Here is a 13258-nt window from a genome sequence, read left to right as displayed (position 1 = left end):
CATCTATCTCACAAGCCGGTTATGTAAACTATAGACAATCGGTACGTGCTCCGTTTCAACGGGGCACTTTTGCAATCCCGAATATTTGTTCTATTTTTCCTGCATGTCTGAACTCTATACCCTGATATGGATAGGAGTGACCCTCATACTGATCGGTTTTTTTGCCGGCTACGAAATCGCCTTTGTTACGGCCAACCGCCTGAGCATTGAACTGAAAAAGAAGCAAGGAAAAAAAAGCGGGCTTATCCTTTCCAGCTTCATTGAGCAGCCTGCTAAATTCATTGGGAGCTGCCTGATAGGACTCAATGTATTCCTGGTGATATACGGATTACTGTTCGATGGTTTCCTGAAAAGTATCGCCTGGAATCCCCTGCACGTAAAAAACGAATTCCTCAAACTCTTCATCGATACACTGGTTTCCTCCCTGGTAGTGTTGGTGTTCGGTGAATTTATTCCCAAAGCCATCTTCCGGGCACGTAATGATGCCTTGCTGAGTTTTTTCGCTCCCGTTGCCCAGTTCTTTCATTCGGTATTTCAGCCGTTGACCAACACATTTGTAGAGATTTCGCAATGGATACTGAAGTATATTTTCAATGTAAGGGTTAACGAAAAAACAGATGCTTTTACCAAAGTAGACCTGGAACATTTCTTCCAGCAAACCAAAGAACAGGATGAAGACAACCAGGAGCTCAATACCGAGCTTTTTGAGAATGCCCTCAGTCTGCCCACCGTAAAAATCAGGCAATGCCTGGTTCCCAGAACCGAGATCGAAGGCATTGAAGTTAACATACCACTGGAAAAACTGCGGCAACGGTTCATAGAAACCCGGCTGAGCAAACTCGTGGTGTACGACGACACCGTAGATAATATCCTGGGCTATGTGCACCAGATAGACCTCTTCAAGAAGCCCGATTCCATTCAAAGCGTGTTGCATCCCATCATGGCCGTTCCCGAAAGCATGAGCGCCGCAGACCTCATCAATAAATTCACCAAAGAAAGAAAAAGCATTGCCTGGGTAGTAGATGAATTCGGCGGCACGGCCGGGATTGTTACCATGGAAGATGTGCTGGAAGAGATCTTTGGCGAGATCAAGGATGAATACGATGTGGAGGAATTCGTGGAGAACAAGCTGGCCGATGATGAATTCATTTTCAGCGGTCGCCTCGAACTCGATTACCTGAATGAAAAATATGATATGGAGTTCCCCGTCTCCGAGTCCGAGACCCTGAGCGGATACATCATCAATGCCCATGAAACCATTCCCAAGCAGAAAGAGACCATTATCATAGGTGATTACCGTTTCGACATCCTCAATGTGAGCGATACCCGCATCGAAATGGTTAAAATGAAAATACTCCGGTAATATATCTCGCTTCCCTTTAACTTTGCCCACTCTTAACAGTCAAAGCAAAGCAATGGCATTATTGGATAGAAACAGGGGTGGCGGATTGGCCGATATGACCTTCATCGATCACCTCGAGGAATTACGGATGCATATCATCCGTTCGGTGCTCGCCATACTCGTCATGGCCATCGTAATATTTGTATACCGTAACTGGATATTCGATTATATCATTACCGGCCCCATCAATCCCAATTTCATCAGCTACCGGGTACTTTGCCAGTTCAGCCATTGGGCCCACATGGGCGATGCGCTCTGCATGCCCCCGGTAAAAGTGAACATGCAAAGCAACTCCTTTGGAGGCCAGTTCATTGGCAGCATCAGCATGTCGTTCATCCTGGGATTCATTATGGCTTTCCCTTATATATTCTGGGAGTTCTGGCGTTTTGTGAAACCAGCCCTTAAAGAAAACGAGCTGCGCACCACCCGCTTTGTGATCTTCTGGGTATCCTTTTTCTTTTTCCTGGGTGCTGCTTTCGGGTTCTTCCTGTTAGGCCCCTTTACCTTTAACTTCCTGGCCGGCTTCCAATTGGGTACACAGGGCACTTTGGTTACTTTCCCTACCCTTTCTGACTATCTAGATAACCTCACCAATATCATCCTTGGCTGCGGACTGGCTTTCGAGCTGCCGGTACTGGCTTATGCACTTACCCGTATTGGACTGATCACGCCTTTTTTCCTGAAGAAAACCCGGAAATACGCTATTGTGGTCATCCTCATCATTGCAGCTTTTATTACACCCAGTCCCGACTGGATGAGTCAAACCATTGTATTCCTGCCGCTTTATCTCCTGTATGAGCTGAGCATCGTTCTTTCTGTAAGGGTTTACAAGGAAGAGCAGAAGCGCGAGCAGGAGGACGAATGGAGTTAATAATTGAGTAACTTTGCTTTAGAAAAGTAAGAGATCATGAGCTTTGTTTTTGACCCCTCTAAACCGATTGCGATCGGTAGCGACCATGCCGGTGTTGAATATAAGACCGTATTGGTTAAATGGCTGGCCGATAAGGGCTTTGAAGTGAAGGATTTCGGCACTTATACAACTGATTCAGTAGACTATCCTGATTTTGCCCATCCAACAGCCGCCAGCGTTGAGAGCGGCGAATCGTCATTTGGCATTTTATTGTGCGGCAGCGCCAATGGCGTGGCCATCACAGCCAACAAACACCAGCACATCCGTGCCGGCCTCTGTTGGGAGAACGATGTAGCCCGGCTTGTCCGCATGCACAACAATGCCAACATCATCTGTATCCCTGCCCGTTTTGTAGCCCTGCCCCTTGCCCAGCAGATGATCGAGAACTTTATGTCTACCCCTTTTGAGGGCGGACGGCACGCTACCCGCGTGAACAAGATTGCTTGTGCCTAACAATAAACTACCATATGCGAAAACACTTACTCGTACCTGGGTTGCTGGTTCTTGTCATGACCGGCCACGCCCAAAACAATGCCAATCCTGAAAAATATGCTGAAAAGATTACCGCATCAGGTCTGAAAGAAAAACTGACCGTGATCGCCAGCGCTGAAATGGAAGGACGCGAGACCGCTTCTCCCGGACAAAAAAAAGCCGCTGCTTATATCGAAGCCCGTTTTAAAAAAATGGGACTGAAGCCTGGTAACGGCAACGCTTACCAGATGCCCTACCCGGTTTATAAAGATGAAATCACTGCCCAAACTTTTTCTGTGAATGGCAGACAATTCAACTGGGATAAAGATTATACACTGAATATCGGCACCATCGCTTCTGGCGAATGGACACAACATAATACTGTTTTTGCAGGATATGGTATTGTAGACGATACCAAAAGCAGGAACGATTTTGCCAACCTCGACGTAACCGGCAAAATAGTGATCGTGCTCGATGGCACCGATGACCCCAACCCTGCTCCGGTTGGCAATAGCACACGCGCCCGCAACGCAAACCCCGCTTCTGTTTTTGCGAAAACCAATGCAGCAAAGAAAAACGGGGCCATAGGCCTGTTCGTTGTTACAAAGAATTTTCCGCTTACAACTGCTACACCTACCCAGGGTAATATGTACCTGAAGCCCAATACTGCCAGCTTCATCAGCGCTTCTATTTCGGAAGAAATGGCATCTGCCCTGCTGGGAAGGACTTCCCAACTTTCCTCAGATCAATTGAAGCAGGTGAATAAAGGAAATTATGTAGCAGAAGTAGCCATCGCCGTTACCAAACACACCGAAACACTCGAAAGCAGTAATGTGGTAGGTATCATTCCCGGTACAGATAAAAAAGATGAATACCTCTTCATCACTGGCCACTACGACCATTTGGGTAAAAAAGGCAATGTGATCTGGTACGGCGCAGATGACGATGGATCTGGTACTGTAAGCGTTATGCAGATGGCGGAAGCTTTTTCTGCTGCTGCTAAAAAAGGCGATGGCCCGCGTCGTACTGTTGTGTTCATGACAGTAAGCGGTGAAGAAAAAGGATTATGGGGTTCTGATTATTACTCCGAGCATCCCATCTTCCCCCTTGATAAAACTACTGCCGACCTCAATATTGACATGGTGGGCAGGATAGACACCGAGCGCAAAACAGCCGATACACTGAACTATGTATATGTGATTGGTCACGATAAACTGAGCAGCGACCTGCCCGTGATCAATGAAGGGGTGAACAACAAATACACCAAGCTGACGCTCGACTATAAATACGATGATCCGAACGACAGGAACTTTATCTATTACCGCAGCGACCATTTCAATTTTGCCAAGAAAGGAGTGCCGGTATTGTTCTTCTATGATGGCATGCTGCTGGCCGATTACCACCAGCCTACCGATACCATTGAGAAAATCAATTTTGATCTGATGGAAAAACGTGTGAAGATGATCTTCCACACAGCATGGGTAATCGCTAATAAAGATGAAATGCTGAAACGCGATACGCCTTTGAATATGCCGAGCAGATAATATCCGCTCTCAATAAAAAAGCCCGTTCGTAATGAATGGGCTTTTTTATTGAATATGGTTTGCTGTTACCAGCCCAGCAAATAAGCAAAGATCAACGGCGCTACGATGGTAGCATCGCTCTCCACAATGTATTTGGGTGTATGTATATCCAATTTACCCCAGGTGATCTTTTCATTGGGTACGGCGCCTGAATACGATCCATAAGAAGTGGTGGAATCGCTGATCTGGCAGAAATAGCTCCAGAAAGGAACATCATGCCATTCCAGGTCCTGGTACATCATGGGCACTACGCAGATAGGAAAATCGCCTGCAATACCTCCGCCGATCTGGAAGAAACCAACGCCTTTGCCGCCGCTGTTGGCGCGATACCACTCCGTAAGCATCACCATGTATTCAATACCACTTTTAACGGTACTGGCTTTCAGTTCGTTCTTGATCACATAACTGGCAAAAATGTTACCGGTGGTACTGTCTTCCCATCCCGGAACCACAATCGGCAGGTTTTTTTCTGCGGCCGCTACAATCCAGCTGTTTTTGGGATCGATCTCGTAATACTGTTTCAGCTCTCCGCTCAATACCGCTTTATACAGGAATTCATGCGGGAAATAACGCTCACCTTTGGCCTCCGCATCTTTCCATTGTTTTACCAGGTGTTTCTGCAATCTGCGGAAAGCCTCTTCTTCCGGGATACAGGTATCGGTAACGCGGTTGTAATGATTCTCCAGCAGATCCCACTCATCCTGCGGCGTTAGGTCGCGGTAATTGGGAACGCGCTTGTAATGGCTATGCGCTACCAGGTTCATCACGTCTTCTTCCAGGTTGGCGCCGGTACAACTGATGATGGCAATTTTATCCTGCCTGATCATTTCAGCCAGGCTGATGCCCAGTTCAGCGGTACTCATGGCACCGGCCAGGCTCACCAGCATCTTCCCTCCTTCCAATAAATGGGCTTCATATCCCTTTGCAGCATCTACCAGGGCCGCCGCATTGAAATGGCGGTAATGGTGTTGAATAAACTGCGAAACAGGTCCTTTACTCATTATTTCCGATTTTAGGGGGCAAAAGTAATTTTTTTGAAACTATTTTTGTTACCTGCCATCCTCTGCTCATGAAAAAAAAGGTCTCGATAGTCATACCAGCGTTCAACGAAGCAACCAATATTCCAAAAGTTACGGAAGCGGTTGCACATGTCTTCTCTGCACTGGATTATGATTTTGAGATCATTTTCATCGACGATGGCAGTACCGATGCATCGGCCAATGTGCTCAGGCAGCTTGCTGCAGCTAACCGGCAAGTATCTTATATCCTGCTGTCGCGCAATTTTGGTAAAGACAGCGCCCTCAGCGCCGGGTTGTCAAAAGCCCATGGAGATGCGGTGATTACCATGGATGCCGACCTGCAGCACCCGCCAACACTTATCCCTGCTTTTTTGGAACATTGGGAAAACGGCAATGAAGTGGTATATGCCTACCGTGAAAGCAAAAATGAGCACGCCAGCAGAATGAATAAAGTTAGTTCGGGACTGTTCTATAGTATTATTAACAACCTATCCGACCTGGAACTGGAAGATGGTATTTCCGATTTCAGGCTGCTCGACAAAAAAGTGGTAGACATTTTAAATACCATGTCTGAAGACGAGCCTTTTTTCAGGGGGCTGATCAAATGGATCGGTTTTGCCCAGAAGGGACTGCCTTATGTACCTGAAGAACGTCACAGCGGCCGTTCCAAATACAATACCCGGCAACTGACCAAACTGGCCATCAGGGGCATTACTTCTTTCAGCACAAAACCCCTGTACATTGCTACTTACCTGGGTCTCAGCTTTTCATTGCTGTCGCTCTTATATATTCCCTATATCGGTTATAGTTATTATTTTGGCCATACGATCTCAGGATGGAGTTCCATCATCGCCACTATTGCATTCTTTGGGGGGCTGCAACTGATGATCCTGGGTATTATAGGTCTCTATCTTGGCAAGCTGTTCATGCAAAGCAAACAACGCCCCCATTATATTGTTAAAGAATCCAATCTTTCCTGATACTATGTCCCCTACTGATACCAATCGTTCCTTCAAATCATTTTTCGCCAATATTCTTTACAACAGAAATTTTGCAACCGTACTCTGGTTCGGACTGGCCTTCATAGGCGTGGTGCTGGAATATGCCAAGAGTACGGGTAACAATTATCTGATTTTTAAAGGAGTCTTCGAACATACCATTCATCAGCAGAACCTCTACCTGGCCTATCCCGCCGAATACCAGGATTACAATCATTATGGCCCGGTTTTCAGCCTGGTCATTGCTCCTTTTGCTTTGCTGCCGAATTGGCTGGGCGTGGTATTATGGGTGATGCTGAATACAGCCATCCTGTATGCAGCTATCCGTATGCTGCCCATTGCCGAAAAATGGAAAAATGCCATCCTTATTTTCTCTGCCCATGAAATGATGATCGCGGCAGAATGGATGCAGAGCAATGCCATGATCGGCGCTTTCATCATACTGGGATTCGTATTCATCACCCGTGGGAAAGAAGCCTGGGCGTTGTTTTTCATCATGCTGGCCACTTTTATCAAATTGTATGGGGTCGTGGGATTTGCGTTTTTCTTTTTCAGCAAGAACAAGATCAAATTCATCGGATGGGCCATTGTATGGTCGGTGGTGTTCTTCCTCGCTCCTATGCTGATATCTACCCGTGCATTCATTACACAATCTTATGTGGATTGGTTTACCGAACTGCGTTTCAAAGACCTCAGGAATGCGCGTATGGACATACGCAATGATTTCCAGGACATTTCGGTGATGGGTATGATCAGGCGTATCTTTCATTACCAGGCGCTCAGGAATTATTTCGTTACGGTTCCGGCTGTGTTGTTGTTTGCATCCCAATACCTGCAGTTCAAATATTTCAACGATGTTCGTTATCGCTTATACCTGCTCTGCTCGGTACTGATCACTACCGTGGTATTTACCACCAGCGCAGAATCGCCCACTTATATCATTGCTTTCCCTGCCGTCTGCATCTGGTTCGTTCTGCAACCTGCATCCAGGTGGGCCACTGCTTTTTTTATTTTCGCTCTGCTGCTCACCAGTTTCTCTTATTCTGATATTTTCACTCCTTATGTACGGGAACATTTTGTAAGGCCATATTCGCTTAAGGCATTGCCCTGTTTCCTGCTATGGTTGGTCTTATTGATACAGATCTGGCGGAAACAATTCCTGCATATCAGCATGGACAAATTGAATTCACAGCCCGCTCATACATGATGCAACACCCTTCCCGATACATATTATTGAGCTTCGATGTAGAAGAATTTGATATGCCGCTGGAATACGGAGTTCCCATCGACCCGGCCACGCAAATGGAAATGGGTAAAGCCGGTTTGGATGCCATCCTGCCAGTTTTGAATGAGGAAGAGATCACCGCCACGCTATTCACCACTGCAAATTTCGCCATGCATTATCCCGATGCCATCCGTGCATTGGCCGCAAAGCATGAAATAGCTTCCCACAGTTTTTATCATTCCAATTTTTCCAATGAGCACCTGCTTGAATCAAAACAGCAACTGGAGCAGATCAGCGGCCAATCAGTAGTTGGTTTTCGCATGCCCAGAATGCGCGCAGTGGATATAGAGGAAGTAAAAAAAGCAGGTTATCGCTACGATTCTTCGATCAACCCAACCTGGATTCCTGGTCGATACAACCACCTCAACCTGCCACGTACCATTTATACAGACCAGGAGCTCACCCGCCTGCCAACATCGGTCTCACCGCATTTGCGCATCCCGTTGTTCTGGCTGAGCTTTAAAAACTTCCCCTATCCTTTTTTCAAAACACTGGTAAAACAAACCCTTCGGAAAGATGGCTATGTGTGCCTGTATTTTCATCCCTGGGAATTTGTCGATATCAGTCATTATGCATTGCCCGTTTATGCCCGGAAGCCTTGCGGCGTAACCCTCCTTGAACGTTTATGGCAATTGATACAAGATTTTCGCAGGGAAGGTGAATTCATTTCTATAAAAAATTATGTTCAATAAACTTCTCGTATCCAACTTATACAAGCCGCTGCTAATTTAAAAATACTTTAAAGACTACCAAAATAATGTACCCTTACTATTTTTTTGTTAATTGCTATATGTACATACAAAGGAAGCTCGATTGAACTTAAGCAAGCATCCTCTTATTAATACATAAATTGCCTGCCAATTAAATGAGAATCAGCAGTGTGTGGAAATTTCAATACTTTCTTGGAACCCGAAGAGCGAGCCAATATTGCAATCCTTTATGAAAAATTGGAATTACTGTTAGATGCTGGTCAGCTGATATATCTGTCTCAAAAGGAGTTTCATTATTGAGTACACCAAAACCGGAATCAATCAAAGGCAATCGGATTTTGCAAGTAAGTCCTTGATTTTTTATTGCCCTTATTTAGACAGCAGTAACGGAAAAGAAAGTTGAGCTGGAAAAAATGTTTGAGAAGCCCATCCCTCCCGAAAGAATGAGCGCATTGGAGAACTGATATTTACTCCTGATGGTTTAGTCTTTTTAAACGAAGCGGGGAAATTGAGATGAATCGATTTTTTTCGGTAGGGTTTAATATGAGTTAATTATTCATAATATAAAATACTTAATTTTTATAATCACTTGCGAAAAGACACAGTCAAAAATTGTTTTTTTTATTTCCGATAAGTCTTAATATTGCGGTAGTTCAGGTAACTGATATATCCCCCCAATCAATTACCCAAATTCCGTAGCCTGAAGTTTAATGTATTTACTGCCTCTGTAATAGGAGGTGTAATGTAGTTGTGTTATTTAACTGCACGCAACCTGTATTATTATATATGACTTAATAAAGCATCATGATGAAATAATATGGTTAACTCTTATTTATGCTTATGAAACAAAGAATTTTACTACTCTTTATTATTGCCGGTTTATTATATTCAATACATTCAGCTGCTCAAAATACACCTTGGACAACCAGCGGTAATATTGGTATTGCCACTACAACTCCTAATGCGTCATTACAAGTTGGAAATCCGGGCAATGCCGGGGGATGGCAATCTGCTTTATTTCAAGATGGTATTGGTGTTGCTGCATCAGGAAGCAGTAGGCATACTTACCTCTATTCAGGTGGTACGGATTATTTTGGAGTTAATTCCTATGATTATCAAGCAGGTATTTATTTACCATTAAGTATTGGCTGGGGTGGTAACAATGTATATATAGCCCGGGAAGGCGGCAATGTAGGAATTGGGACCACAACTCCTACAGAAAGACTTTCTGTAAATGGTAATATCAAGACTAGGAAACTGATTGTTACCCAATCTCAGTAGCCGGATTATGTATTTGATCCTGCGTATCCTTTAAAACTACTTTCGTACGTAGAGCAGTTTGTCAAAAGGAACAACCGTTTGCCAGATATGCCTTCTGCCGAGAAGTAGAAGATAAAGGGTTGGATATGGGAGCAACACAAGCAGTGCTGTTAAAAAAGATTGAAGAACTTACTCTATACGTAATAAACTTAAAAAAGGAAAATGAAGCGCAGAATAAAAAAATAGAAATATTAATGAAGCAAATCGGTCATAAATGAAAAAATATTTACTTGGAGCGTATTGCTTTTTTCAGTGTGTTTTGACTTTTGCACAGAATACCTTCCCCTCATCTGGAAATGTTGGCATTGGCACACTGAGCCCTGTTTCCCAATTGACAATTAACGGCGGCGATCTACAGATAGAAAGTGGGCAAGGAAGATTTAAAGGATGGTATCATACCGGTACTGGCCTTGGTACAGAAATAGGTGTTTCAGGCGGCAATGGTTATATACTCACGTATGATCGAACAGGTCAAGCATATGCTAGTACTTCTATACAATCAAACAATGCTTTATTTACGGTAAGCAACAATAACAGTTTTCTTTTTGCTGGTGGCAATGTAGGATTCGGGACAACCGCGCCAGCGTATCCTGTACATCAACAAGTATCTTTTCTTGATGGCTATGCACACGTTATCGAGAATACAAGTGCCAACTCAGTCAGATGGAAAATAATGAACGCTGCCTCGCAAGGAGCGTTTGAAGTAGCAGTCAATGGCAATGGTAATACCATTATACAAACGGGTAAAACTACCAGCAGCCCCGTATTGTCCATCCTGTCAGGAAATGTAGGTATTGGTACCCTTACCCCTGCGTCTCAACTGACAATTGGTAGCGGCGATTTACAGGTAGAAAGCGGGCAGGGAAGATTCAAAGGGTGGTACCATACCGGCACTGGGCTTGGCACAGAACTCGGCGTTTGGAATGGCAATGGTTACATACTCACTTACGATCGGACGGGGCAAGTATATGCAAGCACTATTATACAATCGAACAATGCATTGTTTACAGTTAGCAGCAACAATAGTTTTCTTTTTTCAGGCGGCAACGTAGGTATAGGAACTACGGTCCCTACAGAAATGCTTTCCGTGAAAGGTAATGTTAAAGCTCAAAAAATGATTGTTACTCAAACCGGATGGAGCGATTATGTTTTTGCTAAAGACTACAAGCTTAGAAGCCTTAATAGCCTTGAAACTTTTATCAAAGAAAACAAGCATTTGCCGGAAGTGCCTTCTGCTAAAGAAGTAGGCGAGAAGGGGATTAGTGTAGGTGATAACCAGGCTTTGCTGTTAAAGAAGATTGAGGAATTAACGTTGTATGTGATTGAAATCAAAAAAGAAGTTCTGGTATTACAACACCAAAATAAAATCTTAAAAGACCAGCTAAACAAATCAAAATGATTAAATATATCAAGGGAAGGGTCATTTTAATAATTACACTGTTATTGAGTAATATTATTATTGCGCAGACGAATACATTTCCTGCGAGTGGGAATGTTGGTATCGGTACAGTCAGCCCACGATCTGCATTGCATGTCGAAGGTATATCAGGCCTGCCGCCAACTTCAGGTAACACAAATGCCGGAAGAATGAGACTTAACGGGGCAGGAAATATTGCACTCGATTTTGGTGCATTAGAGAATGCATCACCTTATCCGGCCTGGATTCAAGTTCACGATGCAAATAACTGGGCAAGTAATTTTCCATTGTTGCTGAACCCAAATGGCGGTAATGTTGGTATAGGAACAACAAGTCCCAATACTTGGTTAACAGTAAAAGGAGCTAATACAAACGGCTATGGACAATTATCAATACAGTCAAGTGATGCAAATAATGCAGCGAGAGCTACATGGTATTACAACGGAGCTTATATAGGCGAGATAGGAACAACAGGCGCTGATCTTTATAATCTAGCTGGAAACAATAGTCTTTTTTATGCAGGGGGTGTCGAACGTGTGCGTATTACATCAGGCGGCAATGTTGGCATTGGAACTACGACTCCACCTGAAAAACTCTCTGTCAATGGTAATATCAAAACTCAGAAACTGATTGTTACTCAGCTTGGCTGGAGCGACTATGTATTTGATAAAGGGTACAAATTAAGAAGTCTTCAAAACCTTGAAACCTTTATCAAAGAAAATAAGCATTTACCAGAAGTACCTACAGCCAAAGAAGTGGGAAGTAAAGGCATTAATGTAGGCGATAATCAAGCTTTATTACTGAAGAAAATGGAGGAGATGACTTTGTACATGATTGCAATGAACAGGGATATTAAATTGCTTAAAAAAGAAAATAAGGAACTAAAATCAAAAATTAAGTTGTCAAAATAACCAGCATGAAAAAAAGAGAATTGGGTTTAATTATTACCCTTTTGTTTTTAATAAATAGTTTGCAGGCGCAAACGAACACCTTCCCTTCAAACGGTAGTGTTGGAATCGGTACCACCAGCCCCAATTCACTTCTTGATGTTTCTAAGGCGACTGGTACGGAGATTAGAGTGAGTAATACAACAAATTCAAGCTGGAATGCACTGGGTAATGATGTGAATGGCCCATATGTATTTGCTTCAGCAAATCAATCTCTGCGCTTATTCAGCGGTGGAGTATTAGCCCTCACCGTGGCAAGCAACCAAAATATAGGGATAAGCAGAACACCCAACGCAGGCAAAGTACTTATAGGCACAGGCAATGTGACCACTTTAGGTGCTGTTACGAGCAATGGATTAGGTATCAATGCGAATGATGATAACAAGGCTGTAGGCAACCTTGCGCAGATAGGCTTGGGATTGCAGAATACCTATCAACCTGTTGCCATTGCTGCAACTATTACAGATGCATCTGCTTACAGTACGGCTGATCTATTGTTTGCTACACGTGCTACGAATACAGATGTGGCGCCTACGGAAAGAATGAGAATTGCCAGTAATGGTAATATTGCCATCAACAGAACCCCGAATGCGGGTAAGGTGCTCATTGGTACAGGGAACGTTACAACTTTAGGAGCCACCGCAAGCAATGGATTAGGTATCAATGCGAATGACGATAATAAAGTTGTAGGCAATCTGGCGCAGATAGGTTTGGGATTGCAGAATACCTATCAACCTGTTGCCATTGCTGCAACTATTACAGATGCTTCTGCTTATAGTATGGCTGATTTAATTTTTGCCACACGTGCTACAAATACAGATATAGCGCCTACAGAACGAGTAAGAATTACCAGTAATGGAAATATCGGTATCGGTACCAGCGTCCCCGGCTCTTATAAACTGGCAGTTGAAGGAACCCTTGGAGCAAGAGCGATAAAAGTAACCCAGGTCAATCCCTGGGCAGACTATGTATTTAACCAGGGATACTCTTTACTTCCACTGTCAGAAGTGGAGCAGTTCATCAAAGTAAACAAGCATTTGCCGGATGTGCCTTCGGCGAAAGAAGTGAATGAAAATGGAATAGATGTTGGTGATACGCAGACACTATTGTTAAAGAAGATAGAGGAATTAACCCTATATGTCATTGACCTTGAGAAAAAAGTAAAGGAATTGATGACAAAGAAACAATAATAAAGA

13 protein-coding genes are annotated in these 13258 nt (G+C 43.8%); 12 read left to right on the top strand and 1 reads right to left on the bottom strand.

Going from position 1 to position 13258, the window contains the following annotated elements; all coding sequences use genetic code 11:
- Positions 1-103 precede the first annotated feature (103 nt).
- The 4 genes from BLU98_RS05805 to BLU98_RS05790 are packed head-to-tail and all read left to right on the top strand — an operon-like array spanning position 104 to position 4327.
- Positions 104-1363: a hemolysin family protein gene (locus tag BLU98_RS05805; protein WP_092722968.1), complete on the top strand. Its 1260-nt coding sequence runs from the start codon at positions 104-106 to the stop codon at positions 1361-1363.
- Positions 1364-1415: 52 nt separating this feature from the next.
- Complete coding sequence (gene tatC, locus BLU98_RS05800; protein ID WP_092722966.1) at positions 1416-2273, top strand: twin-arginine translocase subunit TatC; 858 nt, start codon at positions 1416-1418, stop codon at positions 2271-2273.
- Between the two features lie 36 nt (positions 2274-2309).
- Positions 2310-2765 carry a ribose 5-phosphate isomerase B gene (gene rpiB / locus BLU98_RS05795; protein ID WP_092722964.1) on the top strand — a complete coding sequence of 152 codons (456 nt, stop codon included), beginning with the start codon at positions 2310-2312 and terminating at the stop codon, positions 2763-2765.
- A gap of 14 nt (positions 2766-2779) precedes the next feature.
- Complete coding sequence (locus BLU98_RS05790; RefSeq protein ID WP_092722962.1) at positions 2780-4327, top strand: M28 family peptidase; 1548 nt, start codon at positions 2780-2782, stop codon at positions 4325-4327.
- A 65-nt stretch (positions 4328-4392) separates the two neighbouring features.
- Here the strand turns inward: BLU98_RS05790 and BLU98_RS05785 are convergent, their stop codons facing one another.
- Entirely contained in the window at positions 4393-5367 is a 975-nt protein-coding gene (locus BLU98_RS05785; RefSeq protein ID WP_092722960.1) for a deoxyhypusine synthase family protein, read from the bottom strand.
- A 68-nt stretch (positions 5368-5435) separates the two neighbouring features.
- Between BLU98_RS05785 and BLU98_RS05780 the strand changes: the two genes are divergently transcribed.
- The 8 genes from BLU98_RS05780 (at position 5436) to BLU98_RS05750 (ending at position 13252) form a co-directional block, all read left to right on the top strand.
- Complete coding sequence (locus BLU98_RS05780; RefSeq protein ID WP_092722958.1) at positions 5436-6365, top strand: glycosyltransferase family 2 protein; 930 nt, start codon at positions 5436-5438, stop codon at positions 6363-6365.
- A 4-nt stretch (positions 6366-6369) separates the two neighbouring features.
- A complete protein-coding gene (locus BLU98_RS05775) occupies positions 6370-7590 on the top strand; it encodes a glycosyltransferase family 87 protein (protein WP_092722956.1) in 1221 nt (406 codons plus the stop codon).
- Positions 7587-8360, top strand: a complete 774-nt coding sequence (locus tag BLU98_RS05770) for a polysaccharide deacetylase family protein (protein ID WP_257574737.1) — start codon at positions 7587-7589, stop codon at positions 8358-8360. The genes BLU98_RS05775 and BLU98_RS05770 overlap by 4 nt, the downstream gene beginning before the upstream one ends.
- An 858-nt stretch (positions 8361-9218) precedes the next feature.
- Positions 9219-9659: a hypothetical protein gene (locus BLU98_RS05765; protein ID WP_092722954.1), complete on the top strand. Its 441-nt coding sequence runs from the start codon at positions 9219-9221 to the stop codon at positions 9657-9659.
- Between the two features lie 125 nt (positions 9660-9784).
- Positions 9785-9916 carry a hypothetical protein gene (locus tag BLU98_RS17730; protein WP_257574736.1) on the top strand — a complete coding sequence of 44 codons (132 nt, stop codon included), beginning with the start codon at positions 9785-9787 and terminating at the stop codon, positions 9914-9916.
- Positions 9913-11097, top strand: coding sequence for an autotransporter outer membrane beta-barrel domain-containing protein (locus BLU98_RS05760; protein ID WP_092722952.1), 1185 nt, complete (start codon positions 9913-9915; stop codon positions 11095-11097). The genes BLU98_RS17730 and BLU98_RS05760 overlap by 4 nt, the downstream gene beginning before the upstream one ends.
- Positions 11094-12026 carry a hypothetical protein gene (locus BLU98_RS05755; RefSeq protein WP_092722948.1) on the top strand — a complete coding sequence of 311 codons (933 nt, stop codon included), beginning with the start codon at positions 11094-11096 and terminating at the stop codon, positions 12024-12026. The genes BLU98_RS05760 and BLU98_RS05755 overlap by 4 nt, the downstream gene beginning before the upstream one ends.
- A 5-nt stretch (positions 12027-12031) precedes the next feature.
- A complete protein-coding gene (locus BLU98_RS05750) occupies positions 12032-13252 on the top strand; it encodes a hypothetical protein (protein ID WP_092722946.1) in 1221 nt (406 codons plus the stop codon).
- Positions 13253-13258: the final 6 nt, after the last annotated feature.

Source organism: Hydrobacter penzbergensis (assembly GCF_900106985.1).
Lineage (GTDB): Bacteria > Bacteroidota > Bacteroidia > Chitinophagales > Chitinophagaceae > Sediminibacterium > Sediminibacterium magnilacihabitans.
Note: the sequence above shows the minus strand (reverse complement) of the source record. Positions and strands in the feature narration are given on the sequence as shown.

Excerpts from the sequence above, each read along its gene's own strand:
- BLU98_RS05805 (WP_092722968.1), top strand. The coding sequence starts at position 104 with ATGTCTGAACTCTATACCCTGATATGGATAGGAGTGACCCTCATACTG.
- tatC (WP_092722966.1), top strand. The coding sequence starts at position 1,416 with ATGGCATTATTGGATAGAAACAGGGGTGGCGGATTGGCCGATATGACC.
- rpiB (WP_092722964.1), top strand. The coding sequence starts at position 2,310 with ATGAGCTTTGTTTTTGACCCCTCTAAACCGATTGCGATCGGTAGCGAC.
- BLU98_RS05790 (WP_092722962.1), top strand. The coding sequence starts at position 2,780 with ATGCGAAAACACTTACTCGTACCTGGGTTGCTGGTTCTTGTCATGACC.
- BLU98_RS05785 (WP_092722960.1), bottom strand. The coding sequence starts at position 5,367 with ATGAGTAAAGGACCTGTTTCGCAGTTTATTCAACACCATTACCGCCAT.
- BLU98_RS05780 (WP_092722958.1), top strand. The coding sequence starts at position 5,436 with ATGAAAAAAAAGGTCTCGATAGTCATACCAGCGTTCAACGAAGCAACC.
- BLU98_RS05775 (WP_092722956.1), top strand. The coding sequence starts at position 6,370 with ATGTCCCCTACTGATACCAATCGTTCCTTCAAATCATTTTTCGCCAAT.
- BLU98_RS05770 (WP_257574737.1), top strand. The coding sequence starts at position 7,587 with ATGATGCAACACCCTTCCCGATACATATTATTGAGCTTCGATGTAGAA.
- BLU98_RS05765 (WP_092722954.1), top strand. The coding sequence starts at position 9,219 with ATGAAACAAAGAATTTTACTACTCTTTATTATTGCCGGTTTATTATAT.
- BLU98_RS17730 (WP_257574736.1), top strand. The coding sequence starts at position 9,785 with ATGGGAGCAACACAAGCAGTGCTGTTAAAAAAGATTGAAGAACTTACT.
- BLU98_RS05760 (WP_092722952.1), top strand. The coding sequence starts at position 9,913 with ATGAAAAAATATTTACTTGGAGCGTATTGCTTTTTTCAGTGTGTTTTG.
- BLU98_RS05755 (WP_092722948.1), top strand. The coding sequence starts at position 11,094 with ATGATTAAATATATCAAGGGAAGGGTCATTTTAATAATTACACTGTTA.
- BLU98_RS05750 (WP_092722946.1), top strand. The coding sequence starts at position 12,032 with ATGAAAAAAAGAGAATTGGGTTTAATTATTACCCTTTTGTTTTTAATA.